The sequence below is a fragment of the Kitasatospora sp. NPDC056531 genome, from assembly GCF_042794375.1.
In the GTDB taxonomy this organism is placed as follows: domain Bacteria; phylum Actinomycetota; class Actinomycetes; order Streptomycetales; family Streptomycetaceae; genus Kitasatospora.
In genome coordinates this window covers 1-20802 of the sequence record NZ_JBHTTU010000044.1, presented here as the reverse complement: position 1 = coordinate 20802, position 20802 = coordinate 1, and the positions used below count along the sequence as shown (strand labels likewise).

Here is a 20802-nt window from a genome sequence, read left to right as displayed (position 1 = left end):
GTGCGTCGGATCCGTCGGCCGGGTAGCCCCAGTGGGATCGAGCAGGTCGTACCACCCGTAGGCAGCGATGGTCGCTTGGTCGATACTCCTCAGGAACGCAGTTCCCGTTCTAGGGCGGGCTTACCCAGCTGGCGCTCGGAGACCAGCTCGCGCAGTTTGGTGCGGGTTTCCGGGTCGGTCGAGTAGAGGACCGTGCCGATCATCCCGCGTGTCAGCAGAACCTTGTAGGTGTTGCGGATCAGGCGGTCGATGTCGGCGTCGGTGGTGGACTTGCGGAAGACCGGGTCCTTGGACGCCGTTCGGTCAGTGATCCAGCGGTCGGTTCGCCAGACGAGGTCCGGCCCAAGGATGACGCCACTCCAGTCGTACTCGAAGCCCTGAGCGGTGTACACGCAGCCGACCTGGCCGAAGCCGGCCGGGTCGGTGGCCCACAGCGCGGCCGGAGGCGCGCCGGCGATCGAGCGGTCGCCGTACACGTTCCACGGCCGTGCCCAGTCCCCGATCCGCACATCCAGCGGAAGAGGATCCCCTGGGGCCACCTTCGTCGTCCACTTCCAGCAGTACCCGGCCGACATGCGGGCGCCGTATCCCTCGGCGCGCCGCGCGTCGAGGAACGCCTCCAACTCCTCAGGACTGTCGACCACCTTCAGAGCGACCTTGCCGTCAGACTCCCAACCCACGGGACCGCCAGCCTCCAGCCCCAGGAGCCGCACCACCCAGTGCAGGTAGGCGTCGCTGCCTCCACAGCGGAACTGGCTGTCCAATTCGACCAGTTGGCAGTCCAGGCCCTTGAGCGCGGCGGCGGCCCGGATCTGGGCCACCGTGCCCATCTCGCCCGGCCGAACGACCTGGTGCTCGTCCAGCAGGAACACCGGCACTCGGGCCGCGTCGATCAGCTCCTCGATCTGAGGCTTCCCCGTCCGCTGCGCAGCCCGGGTGTAGCGGTTTGCCGACGTCTCCCGAATCCGGTGCGCCTCGTCGCAGATCAGCACATCCAGCCCGTTGCGCTCGGCGGACATGAAGCTGTTGAAGTACTTGAACAGCTCCTGCACCTCACGCTTCCGCGCCCCGGCCATCCGACGCATGGTGGTGGTGAACGAGCTGGATCCGGTCGCATGGAGAGCTGTGACACCGCGCCGGTATAGATCGCCCAGGAGCGACAGCGCAATGACGCTCTTCCCGGTACCCGGGCCACCCGTAATGACGACCACCTCCTTGTGGTCAGCCTGCTGCGCCCGGCGGACTGCGCGCAGCACAAGCTCGAAGGCAACGCGCTGCTCGTCCAGCAGGACGAACTGCTCGCGTTCGCGGACCTCCTCGGCAGCAACCGCCATCAGCTGCTTGGACGGACCCACCTTGCCCGCGAGCAGCTGGTCCGCCACCTCCGCGCCGGAGGCTGGCTTCAGCTTCGTGCGGAGGTACTGGACGAACTCTCCACGGCGGTCACCGGTGAAGAGCCGGCCGCGCTCGTCCTGCTGCACCTCATAGAGGCCCTGGACGCCGAACTCTGTCGCGTTGTGGAGGAAAACCACTCCGGCGATCCGCTCCGGATGGGCAGCGAGCGCACCATTGAAGGAGAGGAGGTAGTCGCAGTAGCCGCGGACCTGCTCGATGGGATTCAGCACCGGTCGGGTGTACGCATCTACGCGGCAGAGCAGGGGCTCACCGTCCTCCGGGACCGCACTGCTCCACTGTTTGAGCTCGACCACCACGTAGGACGGCTCGCCGGTGCTCGGGTGAACGCCGGCGAGTATGACATCAGCTCGCTTACTGTTGAGTGGAAGCGAGTACTCGAGGAGTACCTCCACCATGCCGAGCCCAGCGTCCAGCAGCGCGTTGGTCAGGGCGGGGATGCTCCGCTCCCAGGAACGCACCTCGGACGGGCTGGGCTTGTGGCCGTGCTGGTGGACGAACTGATCGATGAGGCGCACGAACAGTGATCCAGCCAGACTCTCGGCGGCGACCGCAGACGCGGAGTCGCGGAACAGCAAGACATGCTCCCAGGCAGCACGAAGTGACTCGTGCGGGTGGGGGCATGTCCCGGAAGGGAAGCCCGGCGGGCCGCGCTGATGACAAGGCAAAACCCTACCCCCAGCGCCTGTCCGAGCGCCTGCCACTTGAAGGCTAGACCGGTACCGCTACGCGAAGGCACCCAGCATCTTTCAGCTGAACGCCGGCGAACATGAGCGAGTAGAAGCTTCTCCTGCTACCCATCAGCCGAACTGCAGGAAATCAACGCTCACCAGGCGAGCTGCCGGCGAGCATCTGGTGCAGCAGGCAGCCCACGCTGTAGAGGTCGCTGCGGGCGTCCAACGCCGGGACGCCGGTGAGCAACTCCGGTGAGGCGCACTGGAGGTTGCCCAGCCGCTCGCCGGTCGAGGTGAGGCGGGGCCCGTTGTCCGCGACCACCTTGACCAGCCCGAAGTCGAGGATCTTGACCACGCCGTCCCGGCCGATCATGACGTTCTCGGCCTTGAGGTCCCGGTGCACCAGGCCCGCGGCGTGCGCTGCGGCCAGGCCCGAGCACATCTGCGCCGCCACCGCGACGGCGGACTCGACCTCCAGCCGCTCCTGTTCGTCCAGCAGTTGGCCGAGCGTCGCCCCTTCGACGAGCTGCATGACCAGCCAGCAGACCTCGTCCGTGATGGCGGCGTCGTGAACCGTCGCGATGTTGGCGTGGTCAAGTGCCGCCGCCGCCTTCGCCTCCCGTTCGAAACGGCGCAGCGCACCCGCCCGTCCCGCCGGATCGGCCAACAGCTCGGCAGCGACGATCTTCACGGCAACCGCCCGGCCCAGATGCCGGTCCCGGCCCTGCCACACGTGGCCCATGGACCCACGGCCCAGGGGGCGTTCCAGCCCGTAGCGCCCCCCGAGCACGGTGCCGCAGCCGATGCGCTCCATGCGTCTCCTCCCGCCTCGGGGAGTGTACGGCAGTTGTCCGTACGCGCCCCGAGTGATCACCGAGGCCAGTACAGTGAGCGCACTACCCGACCGGACAGAGGCGCAAGGGGGCCTGGGTGGCGACGCTGGGTATGCACCGGGACTTTCTGCTGGAGTTCGCGGCGCTGGAGAAGTCGGTGCAACGGCGGGTCTTCGAGGCCTTCGAGAAATTCACCGTGGCTACGCACACCGGCGCACACCTGGAGAAGCTCACCAATCAGCGGGATCCGCGCATCCGGACCATCCGGATCACCGACTTCTGGCGCGGGGTGCTCCTCAAGGAGGACGAGGGCGACAGCTACCTCCTGCTGAAGGTCCTCCCGCACGACAAGGCCAATGACTGGGCGTGCAAGCATCGGGGCTCGGTCAACGCCGCCACCCAGGGCATCGAGATCCGCAACGACGTCGCGCTGGAACGCGCCACCGCGTCCCTGAAGGCCGTTGCCGCCGACGAACCCCGGCGGCTCTTTGCCAATCGCTCCGACAAGGTGCTGCGCAGCCTGGGCATCGACGAGGAGATCCTGCCGATCATCCGGCTGCTGCCCGACGAGGCTCACCTGGAGGCTCTTCACCGCGTCCTGCCGGAGCAGCAGTTCGACGTTCTGCTCGGCCTCGCGAGCGGGATGGAACCGGAGGACGTCGACCGCGAGATCGTCCAGGCGTACGCACGGACGGCGGCTCCCACGAGCACCGGTCAATCCGAGGACGGGCTGGTCTCGGCGATGGCCCACGCGCGCGGCCGGGTCGCCCTGGTGTCCGGACCGGAGGAGCTGCTGGAGATCCTGGACCGGCCGTTCGACACCTGGCGGATCTTCCTCCACCCGGCCCAGTACCGGGTGGCCTACCGGGACTCGTACAACGGCCCGGCCCGGGTGACGGGCGGCCCCGGGACCGGAAAGACCGTGGTGGCCCTGCACCGGGCGTACCACCTGGCGCGCCGGCTGCCGGCGGACGCCCCGGACGGGTGCGTACTGCTCACCACCTTCACAACGGCGAGCTGAGCCTGCTCTTCGTGGCATGCACGCGCGCGCGGGAAGCCCTGCGTGTCTCCTGGCACGGCACACCGAGTGCCTTCCTCGGACCGGCCATCCCGGCGCAGGCAGCACAACCCCGATCGGCCCGGGTCCTCACCCCGTGACTGGTCACCGCGCCAAGTCGGCGAGGAGGTCGTCCAGGACGAGTTCCTCCTCGATGCGCCGGCCGGCCGTGCGCAGTGCCGCACTCAGCTCGGGGTCCCAGGCTGCCTCGGTCGGGGTGCCGGTAAGGGGCGCGGTGTCGCCGTGCGCGTCCTGGGCCGCGCGGTAGTCGGCGGTCGTGTATCGCCACGGCGTCCACGGGACGTGGGCGAGCAGGCGGCTGGCGATCCGGATGCCGCCCCAGTCGAAGTCACCGTGGTAGCGAAGGTTCCAGCCGGCGTCAGCGTAGAGCTTCAGAAGGCGCAGAGCGGCCGTGCTGGGCTGGCCCTGGAGGCAGACCAGCGGGGCGCAGTCGGGGCCGAGGCGATCGGCGGCAGCCAGGACGACCGCGGGGTTCTCGCACACGTACGCCGTGCCGCCCCGGAGTACGCGGGGGGTGTCGCGGACGAGTTGCCGGAGGGTCAGAACAGCCGGCTGTCCGACCGCCCCGAGGGCATCGAGAGCCCGGCCCGTGGCGGTGGCGGGATCGCCGGGGAGGTTGAGGACGAGAACCTGCGAGGAGAGCTCGTCGAGCAGGAGCCCCGCTGCCGCCCAGGTATCACGCCGCGCCTGGGCCCCGTCGCCGGGCGGGATGCCGGTCAGGGCCCGGACGGCGTCCAGGGTGAGGGTCGCCAGTGGCCCGTGGTCCAGGGCATGGGCGCCACCGGCGTGTTCGGCGGCGAAGGTGCTGAGCGAGCGCGGTGGTGAAACGGGCAGGTGCGGCAGCAGGCGAGCGAGGCCGGCGAGCAGTGGCGTCGCCTCCTCGGGGCTGCGGGCCAGTCGCCGGACGAGACCGGTGGTGTTGAGTGAGGCGTACCAGTCGGCGAGTTCGGGCCGGTCGGCCACCATGGAGGCCAGCGGGGCGAAGGCGCTGTCCCAGGCCCGGGCCAACCGGTCGGCCGCCTCCTGCCGGGGGACGACCGGTCCAGTGAGCGCGACGATCGCCGCCGCCAGGCCGTCCGGGCTGGCGCCACTGGCGCGCAGCACCTGGTCGATTGCCTCCAGCGACACGGACAGCGACCGACCTGGCCGAGGGGCGCGACCCAAGAGCCGGGCCACGGCGGCTCGTTCGGCGTCGGCGGCACCATTGAGGGTGACCGTGCCCTCAAGTGGCTGCCCCGCCTCCATCCGCCGGCGGGCTCGGTCGAGCAGCCAGGTGAGTTCGGGCGAGCCGATCAGGCGTTGAAGCCGGGGAACGTCCATGATCAGGAGAACACGCTCCCCTGCCGCGGACCCGGCACCTCACCGTCGGCCACCCGCGCACGCCGGTGGCCGTCCCACTCCCAGCGGGTGACCAGGACGGCGGCGATCTCGTCGACCCGGGAGAGCTGGGCGATGGCCAGGCCCGGCACCTGCGGGTAGCAGCCCCATTCGCGTTCAGAGGTCATCACCACGTCCAGGTCGAAGGCGGCGAGCAGACCGAGCGACTTGGCCCGGGAGTCGTCGTCCACGCCGGCGAACGCCTCGTCCAAAGTGACCAGACGTGGCGCGTGCGGGTTCCCGGCCGAGGCGTAGTGCGAGGAGGCCGCGGCGAACAGCGGGAGCGAGACGGAGAGCACCCGTTCGCCGCCGGAGGCCGGGCCGGTCGCGGACTGCCACTTGCCGTGCTGGTGGCGTTCGATGCCGAACTCGTGCCAGGACCGGTAGTCCAGGGCCGCGGTGAGATGCTCCAGCCAGGTCCCGGACGGGTTGTCGGTGCGAGCGCGCTCGATCTGTGCCTGGAGGAACTCGCCGAGTGCGGCCCGGTCAGTGGCCGTCCAGGCGTCGGAGGACTGACGCAGGAGGCGTTCGCGGGCGGCTGCCAGTCCGCCGGGCGCGTTTCGGGCGAGCCGCCAGACGAGCCGTAGCAGCATGCCGGTGCTGGTCGGGCGGTCCGTGAGTTCCCCGTTCATGCGCAGGACCTGTTGCTCGGCGGCACTGACCAGCTCCTGGAGGGTCCCGGCAACCTCGGTGATCAGGTGGTTCTCCAGGATCTCCTGCTCCCGGGCGGAGAGCAGCTGCTGCCGGTCGGCGACCTCGGTGGTCAAGGCGGCGGCCAGCTCGGGGACCGAGCGCTCACGCCCCTGGAAGACGATGTCGACGACCAGCCCTTCCTCCAGCATCCGGGCCGCCGCCGTGTGGCCGTGGCGGGCGAGGGCGTCGGAGAGGTCCTTGAGCTCTTCGGTGATCCGGCGCTGGACTCGTCCCCACGCCGGGTCGGCGTCGTCGACGGACTCCAGCTCGCGCTCGACGGCCCGGGCGAGGCGGACGGCGGGCTCGGGAGCCCAGGAGTCGGCGGCGTGTTCTGCGGCCAGGTCGGGCAGGGCGACGGCGAGCAAGCCGGTGGCGGCGAACCGACGCAGCGCGTCGATCGCCTCGGCACGGGTACGGGTGGTGTCCTCGATCTCGGTACGGACCCGGTCACGCAGGGCATCCGCAGCGGCCCGGCGACCGGTCGCGTCGTTCTGTGCCCGGCGGGTGGCCCGCTCAAACTCCTCACAGCCCCGCAACGCGGCCTTCACTTCGGCAAGTTGGCATTGCAGTTCGGCAACGGCAGCGCCGACGGTGGCGGCGAGCGTCTTGTGGCGCTCGCCTGCCGTGACGGCCTCGCGCGCCGCGTCGCGCGCACGCTCGGCCAACTCGGCGGCGTGTTCAGCGGCACGGCCGTGATCGGCCTCCTCGGCCGCCAGTGCGGTGCAGGCGGCGCGGGTCTCCCGCACGGCGGGCCACAGAGCAGCCAGGGCCTCACGGTAGGAACCGAGATCGTCCCGGGCCTCCCGCAGGCCGGCACCTGTGGCCGGCAGGCCGAGTTCCTCGGCCAGGCCGTGCAGTTCGGCGGCGGAGTGCTCGGCGACGGCCGCTGCCCCGGCGGCCTCCCGCTCGGCCTCTCCGCGGCGTTCGACGGCCCGGGCATGCTCGCGGTGTGCCGCCACCGCGATGGCGTGTGCACCGCGCAGGGCGGCGTCGTCCGGAAGGGCGGCGTGCTCGGCCGCCAAGATGCGAACCTCCTCCTCCAGCTGCTCCGATCGGGCCGACACATCCGCCAACTGCTGTGCAAGCTGCGCAAGTTCCGTCTCGATAACGGCCATCCGGGCGCGCCTGGCCTGCTCTCGGGCGCCCTCACCGAGATACTCGGCAGCGGGCTTGGACCAGGCCCCGGTCAGCGAGCCGAGACGGTAGCGCCCGTCCAGACCGATCCAGCTGCCGCTGCCGGGCACGTCCTCGTCCTGGTGCAGCAGTCCGATGCCGGCGAGCAGCCGGGAGACCAGCTCGTCGGACAGCACGGCTGCGGCCGGGTCTGCGCGGTCCACCGCGGGACGCAGCACCGCAGCCAGCGACGCGCCGTCCACCCGTGCACCAGCAGTTGCCAGGGTGTCCCAGGAGCCAGCGGCTGCCACCGTCCCGTCCGGGGCGACCCAGGCGTCCAGCAGGCCCGACACCTCCAGGGCGGCTTCCAGGCCCGCTGCCTGCTGCTGCGTCAGACCGTCCGTGAAATCGACCAGATGCCACAGCGGTGCGCCGGGGCGGCCATCCCTGGCTTCGGGTGAGCGGGTGTACGGCACCCGCGGCCCACGCCGGCCACCTGCCCGCAGCTCAGCCAGCTCGGTTTGCAGCCGGTCACGTTGCTCGTTCGCGTCCCGTTGCTCGGTCTCCAGCACGGCCCGACGGCGGGCCAGATCACCCCCGACCGTGGACGCCACCTCCTGCGCCGCCACCCGGGACGGGTCGGCACCGGCCAATGTCCCACTCCACTGGCCGAGTTCATCGAGTACGCCTTCGATGCCGGCGGGGCGAAGCAGAGCGCATGCATCGAAGTGCGAGCGGACGGCAGTGACGTAGTCCCGTCCCGCCTGCACGGTGCCCTCCTCGGCCTCGGCCCTCAGCTCGGCCCGATGGGCCAGGTCGCCGTCCGCGTCCTCCAGCCGGCGACGGGCCCGGTCCAGCTCCCGGACCGCGTCCTGCGCGGTCGCGAGGTGCTCCTCGACCAGGGCGATCGAGCGCTGACGGCGGTCGGTGAGTTGGGCAGCACCGCGCTGCACGGCTTCGGGCACCTCACCCGCCGCCAACGGAAGGGCAACCCGGTCGGCGTGCTCCCGACCCAGGCCGGCCGCGCACGCGGAGGCATCCGAGCGCTCCAACGCGCTGTCCTGGGAGCGCTCCGCGGCATCTGCACGTGATCGCGCCGCCCCCAGCTTGGCTGCGAACCGTGTCAGTTCGCCCTCGGCCCGGAGTCGGTCCACCTCGGCACGGTCGGCGTCCTTCGCCGTACGCTCGGCCAAGGCGGCGGCCTGCTCCAGCTCGCGGGCACTGCGCATCTCCGGGCCGGCCCGCAGGGCTTCGTCCCTGGCCCGAAGTCCGGTTCGCTGCCGATTTAGCTCCTCCAGTCGCGTCTCTGCTTCCGCGAGCGCGGTGCCGGCGACCTCGAAGTCCTGCTCAGCGGTGTTGAGTTCGGCGCGAAGCGCCTCGTACCGGGAGTGCTGGGCGCGGGGGGCACGGGCCTTCCGCCGGGCGGCGACCCGGGCGTAGCGGCGGTAGTGCTGGAGGAAGGCTCCCGCGGCACGCTCGGCGGCTGCCATGACGGCGAGTTGTTCCTTCTCCTCGTCCAGTGAGCGGAACGCCTCCGCGACATCGGCGACCACGGCCTGGTCCATCGGCGGCAGCGATTCGGTCAGGGCCTGGGAGAGGGCCTTCTCGCTGGGCCGCTTGGACAACTGGGGCTGGCGCAGCTGGATCAGCAGATCGACCAGGGCCGCGTACCGCTGCTCGCCCAGGCCGAACAGGGCCTCGTCCACCGCGCGCCGGTACGCCCGCGCCGAGTCGTACAGCAGGCCCCGGCCGTCCAGGGCCTCGGCCAGCCGGTCCCGGCCGACAGCGGCGCCGGTGGAGTCCACCAACCGCAACTCCGGGCCGATTCGCTGGTCGGTCAGGAAGTACCAGTGCCGGGCGATACCCCGACCGCTGACCGCCTTCAGACCGCAGCCGAGCGTGGTGTAGTGCGCGGTACCGTCCTGGTCCAGGCGACCGAACTCGATCCAGGTGTAGCCGAGCCGCTCGGAGTGCGGATGCTCGCCGCCCAGCAGCAGGTTCCACTCCATCCGCTTCTTCGGGTCGGCGTCCGGCTCCACCCTGTGCGAGGAGAGATCGCCGTCCAGCAGGAAGGGCAGGGTCAGGGCGAGCACCTTGGACTTGCCGGTGCCGTTGTTGCCGCGCAGGAGCAGCCGACCGTCGCGGAAGTGGAATTCCTCCTGGTCGTAGTAGAACAGGTCGACCAACCCGACCCGAAGCGGCTGCCAGCGAGGGCGACCAGGCAGCGGCAGCCGCGACTCGGCGGTGGTGTTCATCGGTTCCTCGTGCCCTTCGTACGGCCTGCCGTCGTCTTCGCGTTCTTCCGGGGAGCGCTCTGGCCGGGTTCCAGCAGAACGGCCTCGCCGACCCGGTAGCGGTCCAGGGCGGGTCTGGGCCGCACCAGAGCGGCACCGTCCGGGCCCGCCACGCGTTCCAGCAGCCCGAGCGCGACCAGCCGTTCCACGGCCTGTTCGGCCAACTCGGCCTCGGCGCCGGGGGCGGTCGCGCTGCGCCGCCAGAAGCCTGCGTGCTCCACGGCCCAGCCCGCCACCCGCTGGTGCAGGTCGGTCAGCGGGACCGTACCGCCCCGGTCGGCGAGGTACTCGGCCACCAGCAACGCCACGTGGCCGTCGGTGCCCGACTCCGGCATCCGCAGGTCCGTCAGGTCGTCATCGGGGTCGACCATCGCCAGGCCTTCCGCTCTCACCTCCGGGACCAGACCGGTGAGTTCGCTGATGCGCCGGGTCAGCGCGCCACGCTGCGAGGTGAGGTACGCGCTCTCGTTCTCGGTCAGCCCTTCCAGGTACACCACCGGGTCGTCCAGCAACCGGCGGGTCAGACTGTGTCTCAGCGCCCGGTTCCGCAGCTCGTCGCTGTCCGGCAGCGCCTCGGCGTTGAGTTCGGCGAGCCGCTCCTCGAAGCCGTACGCCCGCACGGTGCTCGGTCCACGCCGGGCGACGAGCAGGACGGCGAGCACTCGGCGGTCCACGTCGTACAGGGCGTCGCCGGCCGACTTCAGGAAGGCCTCCTCGTCACCCGCGACCTTGGTCAGCACACCCCATTCCAGGAGCAGCCGGACCACGGCCACCAGGTCGGTGCGCTGTTCCCGGTCGGCCAGGGTGAACTGGACGCCGGCGGCGTCCAGCGCCGGATCGGCAGCCGCCAGCACGACATGCTCGGCCAACCGCCCCAGCGCGACCTGCTGCTCGGCCCGCTCCAGCACCGCCAGGCACAAGCACACCAGGACGTAGCGGCGCCGCGAGAACGGCAGGCCGGTGCGCTGGTCCCTGGCCGGGTGAGTCGAATCGTCGGCTCGCCCCGGAATGCGGCGGAGCCGGGCCACCTCGGAGTCCACCAGGAGCCCCCAACCGGTGTTCCGCTCGAACCAGGTGCGCAGTTCTGTCGCGTGTTGCCGTACCAGCCGGAAGTCATCGGCGTGGGAACCACCTGCGCGCAGCAGCGGGCGGCGCAACAGCGCCCGCGCGGCGCGCCGCACCTCTGCCGCACGCTGCGCGGCGAGGGCGTCCCCCAGACGGTCGTCACTCATGGTCGGCCCCTACCGGCTCGCGGCGGCTTGCCAGGTCGACGATCTCGACCAGGTGCTCCGGGCCCCACAACACACCGTCGAGGGTGCTGATCTCGGCAATCCCGCCGCCGCGCACCCTGGTCAGCCTGATCTCCATCGTCCCGTCGTTGGTGGTGGTCGAGACGGACTCCACACCCGGGCGCCAGGCCGACAGCGCGTCCCCGAGCAACAGCAGGAACAGCCGGAACGCCTCCCGGTCGAGCACGTCCAGGTCGCTGAGCCGCACCTCTCCGCGGGTAGCCAGCCGGGCCCGGACCGCCTCCGTCTGCTCGGCCTGCTTGCGGGCCAACTCAGCCAGGTACGCCTTGGCTTCGCCGCGATCCTGCACCGCCGCGCGGCGGCCACGGCGCTCGTACGAGCCGGTACGGCGCAGCTGCGGACTGATCCGCACGCCCGGAGCATCACGCCAGGACGCGGAAGCGGACACCGGATCGGCCTCACGCTCGGCGAGAGCATCATGATCGATCGTGAGGTGCCTGGCTGAATGGAGTCCGAACGCCGAGCGCCACAGCCGGTGCCGGTTGTCGTCGTCGGGCGCCTCCGCGAACCATCGGGCGAGTTCGCGGAAATCCGCCGAACGGTCCGAACGGCCTGCCCGACGCTCGTTCAACGCTTGGACCACATTGAGCAGTTGGGGAATCGCCTGACGGGCAGCCGAACGCAGCAGCTTGGCCTGGGAGCTTCGACCGGGCACACTGAGGAACCAGGCCCGCAGCCCGTCCCAGCGCCCGCTCCAGCGCCGCTCCGCCGCGGCCAGGGCCTCGGCCGCCACGTCGGGCGCGGCGTCCGCGGCCTCCCGTTCGACGGCGAGGCGCAGCAGTGTGGCGACCTGCCCCCGCTGCGGAGTCCCGAGGTCCTCCAGCAGCGTCGCGATCTCGGCACCGCGAGTCACCAGGTCCTCGATGAACCGCTCCAGGTAGTCGATCAACCGCTGCTTGTAGGCCAGGAAGAGCTCGACATCGGCCTCGTGCAGATCGACCGTCCGCTGGAGCGAGTTCATGAATGCTCGGGCGTTCTCGGCAAGCCCTGAGAAGCGGTCCACCAAGGCGAGCAGCGTGAGGTGCGACGCCGCCGCGTCCGGTTCGTTACGATCCGCCAGGGCCAGCAGCGCCCGCAGGTGAACGGCGATGTCGGCGAGTGCGACCGCCTGCAGTTCGCCGCGCCGGCCGAGCGCCGCGTCGTAGGCGCCCAACGCCTCCTCGGCGGCCTCTCCGGCACGCGTGAGCTGGTAGATGTACCGGGACCGGTAGAAGTCCTCCAGCGCCGTGACCCGGCCCGTGTCCGGATCGGCACGGAGGTTCCCCCACTTGGCAAGCCGTTCCAGCGCGGTAGCGACCGACTCCAGGGAGGGCCGCTCCTCCGGTACCAGGCCGAGGTGGACGTCCTCCGGGCGCAGGTGAACGGTGAACTCCTGCTTGGCCCGGACGAAGACCCCCATCACCTGCCGGTAGAGCTCACAGTTGTCGGTGGTGAGATGCGCGAACGGCTGGTATCGCTCGTCGGCTCGGCCCTGGACGCCGACCCGCAGCCTCGAACTCGGGTCGTCGGCGCTGGTCATGGGCGTCATTGTGCCGGACGGCCGTGTCCACCCGAACCAGTTCGGTGAAATCGGGGCGACTTCGCGGAGAATTTGCCGGGGGTGCGGCGGGGTGGGGTAATGGGAAGCGGCCGGTGTTCGAGTGTTCCGTGAGAGACCCGGGAGCTTGCCATGAGCGGTGGGCCGGAACCGATCAGTGCCGAGGGCCTGCGTGCGGTGCAGGAGGAGCTGGCGCAGCTGCGGGTGGAGCGGGGGGAGGTGGCCGCGACGCTGCGGGGGGACGATCCGGTGGGTGATCCTGCGGATGCGGCGGACGAATTGCAGCGTGCCTCCGACGTGACGCGGCTGGACCGGCGGATCGCCGAGCTGGAGGGCCGGTTGCGGGAGGCCGAGCTGGCCGGGGCGCCGTCGACGGATGTGATCGGGGTGGGCTCGACCGTCAAGGTGCGGTTCGCGGACGGCGAGGAGGAGACCGTCGAGATCTCCGAGCTGGCCGAGGAGCGGGAGTTGACCTTGGTGACGTACGACAGCCCGCTCGGGAAGGCGCTGTTGGGCCACCACGCCGGGGAGACGGTGAGCTACGAGACGCCGGGCGGCGCGGCAAGCGCGGTCGTGCTGGCGGTGGGGGACGGCGGGTAGCGATCACAGTTCTCGATAAGTCCCGCCTATCAGGACAGCGGAACTGCCTCTTTGACCTGCGGCGATGCCGGACAACACACTGGACGGGCGGCCTTCCGCCGCCGACGCCCCCGTCTGAGCGAACCGTCCGAGGAGAACCCGCACGTGCGCACCGCCCGCTGGATCCCAGCCGCGGCCGCCGTGGCCGTCGCCGCCTGGGGTGCGAACCAGTTCACCGCCCTCGCCACCGTGTACCGGGCGCGCACCGACTGGTCGGCAATGTCGTTGGCGGCGATGTTCTCGGTGTACCTGGTCGGCCTGGTGCCCGGCCTGCTGCTGGGCGGTCCCGCCGCCGACCGATACGGGCGGCGGCGGACGGTGCGCGGCGCGCTGGGCCTGTCCGCCGCCGCCAGCGTCCTGCTGGCGCTGGGGGACGAGCCGTCGGTGTACGCGGCCCGGCTGGGCACCGGTTTCGCGGCCGGACTGGTGTTCCTGGCCGGGACGACCTGGCTGCGGGAGCTCTCCGGGCCCGAGGTCACGCCCGGGGACGGGGCCCGCCGCGCGATGTACGCCACCGGCACCGGCTTCGCGGCGGGCGCGCTGGTCTCCGGGGTGATCGCCGAGTGGCTGCCCGGTCCGACGGCGCTGCCGGGCCTGGCGCACGCGCTGGGCTGTCTGCTGGTGCTGCGGGCCACCCGTCGCCTCCCCGAGACGACGGAGACGGAGACCACCCCCAGCCGCTGTACGCCCCAGCTCCGCACGGCTGCCGTCCGCCACCCCCGGTTCCGCTACGTCGTGCTCCCCGCGAGCCCCGCCGTCCTCGGCGCCGCCACGGTGGCGTACGTGGTGCTGCCGCCGCTGGTCGCCGACCGGGTGCCCGGCTACGCGCCGCTGTTCAGCGGCCTGGTCGCGGCGCTGACCCTGACCACGGGCGTGGTCGCCCAGCCCTTCGCCGCCCGGCTGGACGACGCGCACAGCGCCCGGGCCACCCTGACCGCGATGGCCACCGTGATCGCCGGGCTGCTGCTCGGCGCACTCGCCGCCGCCCGCGACTCGGTGGGCCTGGTGGTGGCCGCGGCCCTGGTGCTGGGCACCGGGTACGGGCTGACGCTCGGCGCGGGGCTGCACGAGGTGGAACGGCTCGCCCCGGGAAGGACCGCACGCCACAGCGGCCCGACCTCCGCCTCGCTCTACCAGAGCACCACCTCCAGCGGCTTCCTCACCCCGCTGCTGCTCGCCGGGACCTCCGGCCACGCCTCCTACCCGGCGCTGCTGGCGGGCATGGCGGCCGTGGGCCTGCTCTGCCTGGCGGTGACCGCCGCGCACAGCCGCCGCCACCTGCCCGGACCGCACCACCGCCACCCGGCGCCCGGGGGCCGCGGAAAGAGCGAGGATTCATTCGTACAGTCCGGACTGACACCACCGAGGAGCCGACGACGATGGGCCGAGTGACCGTACCGCGCAGGGTGCTGCGGCTGCGCCAGGGCGTGCCCTCGCACCGCCCCGACACCCTGGCCGCCGAGGAGCCGATGGAGATCCGGGTCGGCGGGCGCCCGCTGACGGTGACCATGCGCACCCCCGGCAGCGACTTCGACCTGGCTGCCGGTTTCCTGGTCAGCGAGGGCGTGCTGCACGCCGCCGACCATCTGGCCGGGATCCGCTACTGCGCAGGGGCCACCGCCGACGGCGGCAACACCTACAACGTGGTGGACGTCGTGCTCGCCCACGGCGTGCCCGCCCCGGACGCCTCGCTGGAGCGCAACTTCTACACCACCTCCTCCTGCGGCCTGTGCGGCAAGGCCAGCCTGGACGCGGTGCGCACCACCGCGCCGTGGAGCGTCGCCGAGGACGAGCTGCGCGTGACCCCCGCGCTGCTGTCGGCACTGCCCGAGCGGCTGCGGGCCGCCCAGAAGGTCTTCGACAGCACCGGCGGCCTGCACGCGGCCGGCCTGTTCGACGCCGACGGGCGGCTGCTCTGCCTGCGCGAGGACGTGGGCCGGCACAACGCGGTGGACAAGGTGGTCGGCCACGCACTGCGCGAGGGCCTGCTCCCGGCGCGCGGCACGGTGCTGATGGTCAGCGGCCGGGCCTCCTTCGAGCTGGTGCAGAAGGCCGTGATGGCGGGCGTCCCGATGCTCGCCGCCGTCTCCGCGCCCTCCTCGCTGGCGGTGGACCTGGCCGAGGAGAGCGGGCTGACCCTGGTCGGCTTCCTGCGCGGCGAGTCGATGAACGTCTACACCCGCCCGGACCGCATCGACACCGACCTCCTCGGCAACGACCGCATCGACACCGACCACCTCGACACCGACCGCGCCGCCCCTGCCCGCGTCGACCGCGCGCACAGCGGCGCCGCCCGCACCGACCCCGCCCCGGGGGCCGAGTAGATGCTCTTCCGCCAGCTCGAGTACCTGGTCGCCCTCGCCCGCGAGCGCCACTTCGCCCGCGCCGCCCAGGCCTGCCACGTCTCCCAGCCGGCCCTGTCCGAGGCCGTCCGCAAGCTGGAGGACGAGCTGAAGGTGCTGCTGGTGCGGCGCGGCCGGGCCTACGAGGGCCTCACCCCCGAGGGCGAGCGGATCGTGCTGTGGGCGCAGCGCATCCTGGCCGACCGGGACGCCCTGCGGGACGAGGTGGACGCGCTGCGCACCGGGCTGAGCGGACGGCTGCGGATCGGCGCCGTGCCGACCGCCTCGGGCGCCGTCTCGCTGCTCACCGGGCCGCTCTGCGCCGCCCACCCGCTGGCCGCCGTGGAGCTGTCCACCGACCTGCGCTCCGAGGAACTGCTGCGCCAGGTACGGAACTTCGAGATCGACGCGGGCATCACCTACCTGCCCGAGCCGGGCTCGGCGGACCTGCGCGCCCTGCCCCTGTACGAGGAACGGTACGTCCTGCTGACCAGCCTGGCGGACGGGTTGGCCCGGCATCCGCGTGCCACCTGGGCGGAGGCCTCCCGGCTGCCGCTGTGCCTGCTGCACCCGGGCATGCAGGGCCGCCGGGTGCTGGACGAGGTGTTCGCGGGCCTCGGGCTGGAGCCGACGCCCCGGGTGGAGACCGACTCGGTGGCCTCGCTGTTCGCGCACGTGCGCACCGGCCACTGGGCCAGCGTGGTGCCGTACGCCTGGCTGCACGTGTTCGGCGTGCCGCCCGGGATGCAGGCCGTCCCGCTGGTGGAGCCGGTGCACAGCGCGCCGATCGGGTTGGTGATCGCCGCCCGGGAGCCGGGTTCGGTGATGGCCCGGGCGCTGCTGGAGGTGGCCCGGCGCACCGACGTGGCGGCCGTCCTCGGCAGCCTGCCGGGGGTGTGACCGCTCGACGGGCGGGGCCCGGCCACCGTGACCACCTCCGACGACGCCGTGACCGCTCCCCGACCGGAGCAGGAGGCCGTGGGCCCCTCCCCCGCCGGCCCGCCGCAGTTCGCGCCGTACCACCACCCGGCCGCCGGCTGGGGCGCCGCCAAGAGCGTCACCCGCTTCCTGACGCGCGAGGGCGCGTACGTGGACGGGCCGCGGGCGGTGATGCGGATGAACCACGAGCGGACCGGCTTCGACTGCCCCGGGTGCGCCTGGCCGGACGACACCAAGGGCCTGCACCTGGACATCTGCGAGAACGGCATCAAGTACGTCACCTGGGAGATGACCTGCAAGCGGGTCGGCCGGGAGTTCTTCGCCACCCACTCGGTGACCGAGCTGTCCGGGTGGAGCGACTTCGCGCTGGAGGACCAGGGCCGGCTCACCGAGCCGATGGTCTACGACCCGGACATCGACCACTACGTCCCGATCAGCTGGAAGGACGCCTTCGAGCTGGTCGGCCGTACTCTGCGCGGGCTGGACGATCCCAACCGGGCCACCTTCTACACCTCCGGCCGGCTCGGCAACGAGGCGACCTTCCTCTACCAGCTGCTGACCCGCGAGCTGGGCACCAACAACCTGCCCGACTGCTCGTTTTGGTTCCATCGTGGTGACACGAACCAACGTGCTATCGTGGTGACTATGGGTCAGAAGGCCATGGTGAGGCGGAATTTGGGGCATCGTTCCCGGCTTGCGCTGTGTCCTTCCGGGGTGTCCAAGGCCGATGAGCAGGCCCACGCGGCGCGGCTGATGTGGAACCTGCTGCACGCCTGGTGGCAGATGATGCCCAAGGACAAGCGCACCCTTGCGGGCGCGGACGCGGCGATCCGGCAGGCCCGCAAGGAGATCGACTTCCTTGCCGTCCTTCCGGCGCAGGCCGCCCAGGCGGTGCTGAAGACGTACGTCCAGGCGTGGCGGAACTGCTGGGAGGGTCGGGCCGACGCCCCGAACTTCAAGGCCCGCTTCCGGTCGGCCATGTCGGTCGACATCCCGCAGGGCCGTGACCTGAACGTCGTGCGGGTCCACCGCCGCTGGGGCATGGTCCAGCTGCCGAAGATCGGCCGGGTCCGGTTCCGCTGGACCAAAGACCTTCCCGTCGGCAAGCGCGCCGATACCGACAACCGGATCACCGGGGCACGCCTGGTCAAGGACGCTTTGGGCTGGCACATCGCCTTCCGCGTCCAGACCACGGAAACCGCACCGGCCCCGCACCAGGGGCCGGAAGTCGGTATCGACGCCGGGGTGAACATCCCCCTCGCCCTGTCGACGGCAACCACCAGCACCACGACGAATGGCTGACCAGCAAGGAACAGGCCAAGCTCCTGCGCCTCCAGCAGCGGGCCGCCCGCCGCGAGGCCCACCGCGGACCCGGCGAACGCACCTCGCGTCGCCTGCACCGCACCTACGACCAGACCGCACGGTTGCGCGCGAAAGCCAAGCGACGCCACCAGGACTGGCAGCACCAGACCACCACCGCCATCGCCAAGCAGTACGGCACGGTCGTGGTGGAGCAGTTGCAGATCACGAACATGGTCAAGACCGCCAGGGGAACCATCGAGCAGCCGGGCAGGAACGTCGCACAGAAGTGCGGCCTGAACCGGTCGATCCACGCTGAGGCCTGGGGCCGCACGGTCACGATGCTGGCCTACAAGCTCGCCCAGCGCGGCGGCAGCCTCGCCAAGGTCCCCGCTCCCGGAACCTCCCGGCGTTGCCACGCCTGCGGTTTCACCACCGGCGGCAGCCGGGCGACACAGGCCTTGTTCGTGTGCAAGAGCCCCGGCTGCGGCTGGAGCGGCAACGCCGACCTCAACGCCGCCAGGAACATCCTGCACCTGTACCGGATCGGCCACACCGTGGCGATCCCGGCTGCCGGAAGGGCAGTCGTCAGGCGCGCACGTCGCGTCAAGCCACCCGCCCCGAGGTAGGGAGGAATCTCCCGCGTGGACACGGGCCGAATCTCCCGCGTTCACACGGGAGAGCGCTTCAATCGGACAACGACCGCTACCGGGGCGTGAAGAACCTGCGCACCCTCGTCTTCATGAACAAGGACGACATGCGCGAGCGGGGCATCGCCGGGTTCGACCCGGTGGACATCACCAGTACGGCGAGGGACGGCAGCACCCGCTCGGTGCACGGCTACCTGGCGGTCCCGTACGACATCCCGCGCGGCTGCGCGGCCGGGTACATGCCGGAGCTGAACGTGCTGTGCGCGATCGGCGACTACAGCGCCCAGAGCGACCAGCCGATCATGAAGCACCTGAAGGTGACCGTGACGAAGGCCTAACGTGATGAAGGCCTAATCGGAGGGCTGGGGCGTCCAGCGGTGCAGGCCCTTTCGGTCGTAGTAGCGGGTCATCGCGAAGCCGAAGGCCAGGGCGAGCAGCACGCCGACGGCGATCATGGTCCAGCCGCGGGCCAGCCCGGCGTCGGCCCGGGCGTCGAAGAAGAGGATCGCCCGGATGCCGTCGCTCAGCTGGCGCATCGGCTCGAAGACGCCGAGGAAGCGGTAGAAGTCGGGCACCGCCTGGAGCGGGACGGTCGCGCCGGAGGAGGGCAGGGCCAGCGCGATGAAGACGAACATGGACACCAGCTGCCCGATCCCGCCGAACGCGGCGTTGATCGCCTGCACCCCGAGGCCCACGGCCAGGCTCGCGCAGTAGGCGAACAGCCAGAGCATCGCCCGGTGCGGGGCGTCCATGCCGAGGACACCGACCGCGCAGAGCATCACCAGCGAGGTGGTGAGCAGCATGATCCCGGCGGTCATCAGCATCTTGAGCAGCAGGGTCTGGGTGCGGCTGATCGGGACGGTCGGGCGGCGGGTGTGCCAGGGGCCGATCTCGCTGTCGCTGTAGCCGAGCGCGCCGTCGACGCCGTTGTGGATGATGTTGCCGCCGATGAAGCCGCTCAGGACGGCCAGCAGGGTGTAGTAGAAGGCACTCAGGCCGAGTCCGCTGTGGCTGCCGATCGGGCCGGTCCGGGTGGTGATGGCGAACGGGTCGGCGAGCAGCAGCCGGGCGGTGGCGCCGGTGTCCGGCCCCTTGTCGTTGGAGCGCGGTACGGCGGCCAGCAGCTGCTTGCCGGCCGCGAGCGAGGCCTGATGGGCGGCGCTCTGGGCGATCTGCGCGGCCATCGAGGCACCGAGGCTGCCCAGGCCGGGGTTGGTGAGGACGGTCAGGGTGGGCCGCTCGGTGGCCCCGCCGGTGGCCAGCTTGGTGATGGCCGCGGTGAAGTCCTCGGGGACGAGCAGCGCGCCGTAGACCTTGCCGGAGGCGAGCAGGTCGCGGGCCCCGACCTGGTCCGTCTGCCGCCAGTCGACGGTGTCGCCGGGCGTGCCGGCCACCACCGCCCGGGTCAGCTGGGTGCCGAAGTTCACCGGCTGGCCGGGCGGCGGCGCGCCCTGATCGGCGTTCACCAGGGCGATCGGCAGCCGGTGCAGGTTCCCGTTCGGGTTGACGATGCCGCCCATGTAGAGCAGGGAGAGCATCACGGCCAGCAGGCCGCACAGGACGCTCGGGAAGAGCCACAGTTTCGGCTTCCGGGCGAGCGCCAGCGCCCTCACCTGCCGGGGAGCCCCCTGGGAGCCTGTGGTCGCCATGCCACCCCTCGGGTTGTGGGCACTGCCTGGTGCCGCTGCGGGTACGGCGGGAAGTCGTTCCGTGGCGGCCGGGCGGTCAAACCCGCGCCACCCGGGCGGGTGGCACACCGCCGGCACACCTCAGCAAAGGTAAAGATTCTACCAAGTGCGCAAGTATCGGGCTCCACGCGTTCTATGCTTCTGGAGGTTTGAAGAAGGCACCTCGTTCGGTGAGGCTTCTTCACGGACACAGGCCACTGATCCGACGACGTCGAGAGACGCCCAGGGTTAGGACAGATCCTCCCGACCTAAGGGTTGATCCGAAGTGGCTTCCGGCCCGAAGGGGTTGGACACGCCGTGGAGTGCCAAAGCTCTGACGAGTTGGGGTGAACCGGCGGTCGCTTCGCGCGCCGGCGAACTCCTTGCCGCGTCGATGACACGCACCACGGGGTGCGTCGACCGGGAGGAGGCGAGAGACATGGATTGCAGTAGTCCGGGCCACAGTAGCCCCTGCCCCCGCTTGCCCTCGCACACCTCCGGCACACGGTAACGACCTTCCCTGCGCGCTCACCTGATGGTGCGCCAGTAGCACGCACCGGCACCACCGGTTCCACGCACGCGGCTTCGCCGTGCCCGTACGGGCGCGCACCGCCGTGCGTCGGTACGCCGTGCCCGCACGCAGGGGGAATCGCTGCTGCGCGCCCCCAACCGCCCCACACCTGCCAGGGGTTCACGGGAGGAACGTCATGACCACCAACGCCACGCTCAACTCCAAGGTCCCGCCGCCGCGTTCAGCGGTACTGGACGACGCCCACGTCGGCGACATCAAGGGCGCGCTCGGCACCATCCGGCTCGATGACGACGCACCGCGCCAGGGTCTGTCGGCGAGACTCAAGACGCTGCTCGCGATCGTCGGCCCGGGCCTGATCGTGATGGTCGGGGACAACGACGCGGGCGCCTTCTCCACCTACGGCCAGGCCGGC

General features: G+C 71.4%; 12 protein-coding genes, 4 pseudogenes and 1 riboswitch. Of the genes and pseudogenes, 9 read left to right on the top strand and 7 right to left on the bottom strand.

Annotated features, from left to right (window positions below; all coding sequences use genetic code 11):
* Positions 1-89: 89 nt before the first annotated feature.
* Together ACFQ87_RS29410 and ACFQ87_RS29405 are read right to left on the bottom strand one after the other, a co-directional pair.
* Positions 90-1991: a DNA/RNA helicase domain-containing protein gene (locus ACFQ87_RS29410; protein WP_380613869.1), complete on the bottom strand. Its 1902-nt coding sequence runs from the start codon at positions 1989-1991 to the stop codon at positions 90-92.
* A gap of 241 nt (positions 1992-2232) precedes the next feature.
* Entirely contained in the window at positions 2233-2901 is a 669-nt protein-coding gene (locus ACFQ87_RS29405) for a serine/threonine-protein kinase (protein ID WP_380613868.1), read from the bottom strand.
* Between the two features lie 116 nt (positions 2902-3017).
* On the opposite strand from ACFQ87_RS29405, the gene ACFQ87_RS29400 reads away from it, so the two are divergent.
* Positions 3018-3941, top strand: coding sequence for a hypothetical protein (locus tag ACFQ87_RS29400; RefSeq protein WP_380613867.1), 924 nt, complete (start codon positions 3018-3020; stop codon positions 3939-3941).
* Positions 3942-4082: 141 nt separating this feature from the next.
* Here ACFQ87_RS29400 and ACFQ87_RS29395 read toward each other — a convergent pair whose 3' ends face one another.
* From ACFQ87_RS29395 to ACFQ87_RS29380, 4 genes are read right to left on the bottom strand one after another with little or no spacing between them, the layout of a single operon-like run.
* Entirely contained in the window at positions 4083-5318 is a 1236-nt protein-coding gene (locus ACFQ87_RS29395) for a TIGR02679 family protein (RefSeq protein WP_380613866.1), read from the bottom strand.
* Positions 5319-5320: 2 nt separating this feature from the next.
* Positions 5321-9436 (bottom strand): TIGR02680 family protein, encoded by a 4116-nt coding sequence (locus tag ACFQ87_RS29390; protein WP_380613865.1) that lies wholly within the window; start codon positions 9434-9436, stop codon positions 5321-5323.
* The gene (locus ACFQ87_RS29385; protein WP_380613864.1) at positions 9433-10707 is read right to left on the bottom strand and encodes a TIGR02678 family protein; all 1275 of its coding nucleotides are present in this window, start codon (positions 10705-10707) and stop codon (positions 9433-9435) included. Before ACFQ87_RS29385 ends, ACFQ87_RS29390 begins: the two co-directional genes overlap by 4 nt.
* A complete protein-coding gene (locus tag ACFQ87_RS29380; RefSeq protein ID WP_380613863.1) occupies positions 10700-12304 on the bottom strand; it encodes a TIGR02677 family protein in 1605 nt (534 codons plus the stop codon). Before ACFQ87_RS29380 ends, ACFQ87_RS29385 begins: the two co-directional genes overlap by 8 nt.
* A gap of 150 nt (positions 12305-12454) precedes the next feature.
* Here ACFQ87_RS29380 and ACFQ87_RS29375 point away from each other — a divergent pair, with 150 nt between their 5' ends.
* The 7 genes and pseudogenes from ACFQ87_RS29375 to ACFQ87_RS29345 form a co-directional block, all read left to right on the top strand.
* The gene (locus ACFQ87_RS29375) at positions 12455-12922 is read left to right on the top strand and encodes a GreA/GreB family elongation factor (RefSeq protein WP_380613862.1); all 468 of its coding nucleotides are present in this window, start codon (positions 12455-12457) and stop codon (positions 12920-12922) included.
* A gap of 144 nt (positions 12923-13066) precedes the next feature.
* Complete coding sequence (locus ACFQ87_RS29370; protein ID WP_380613861.1) at positions 13067-14353, top strand: MFS transporter; 1287 nt, start codon at positions 13067-13069, stop codon at positions 14351-14353.
* Positions 14341-15285 (top strand): formate dehydrogenase accessory sulfurtransferase FdhD, encoded by a 945-nt coding sequence (gene fdhD / locus ACFQ87_RS29365; protein ID WP_380613860.1) that lies wholly within the window; start codon positions 14341-14343, stop codon positions 15283-15285. The genes ACFQ87_RS29370 and fdhD overlap by 13 nt, the downstream gene beginning before the upstream one ends.
* The gene (locus ACFQ87_RS29360) at positions 15286-16203 is read left to right on the top strand and encodes a LysR family transcriptional regulator (RefSeq protein WP_380613858.1); all 918 of its coding nucleotides are present in this window, start codon (positions 15286-15288) and stop codon (positions 16201-16203) included.
* A 210-nt stretch (positions 16204-16413) separates the two neighbouring features.
* Positions 16414-16893, top strand: a pseudogene (locus tag ACFQ87_RS29355) (formate dehydrogenase); the annotation flags it as partial.
* Positions 16888-18170 (top strand): annotated as a pseudogene (locus ACFQ87_RS29350) (RNA-guided endonuclease InsQ/TnpB family protein). The pseudogenes ACFQ87_RS29355 and ACFQ87_RS29350, both read left to right, overlap by 6 nt.
* 59 nt (positions 18171-18229) lie before the next feature.
* A pseudogene (locus tag ACFQ87_RS29345) lies at positions 18230-18529 on the top strand (formate dehydrogenase); the annotation flags it as partial.
* A 12-nt stretch (positions 18530-18541) separates the two neighbouring features.
* On the opposite strand, the gene ACFQ87_RS29340 reads toward ACFQ87_RS29345, so the two are convergent.
* Entirely contained in the window at positions 18542-19840 is a 1299-nt protein-coding gene (locus tag ACFQ87_RS29340; RefSeq protein WP_380613857.1) for a DUF3533 domain-containing protein, read from the bottom strand.
* 194 nt (positions 19841-20034) lie between these two features.
* Positions 20035-20212, top strand: a riboswitch (M-box (ykoK) riboswitch).
* 353 nt (positions 20213-20565) lie between these two features.
* On the opposite strand from ACFQ87_RS29340, the pseudogene ACFQ87_RS29335 reads away from it, so the two are divergent.
* Positions 20566-20802 (top strand): annotated as a pseudogene (locus tag ACFQ87_RS29335) (manganese transporter); the annotation flags it as partial.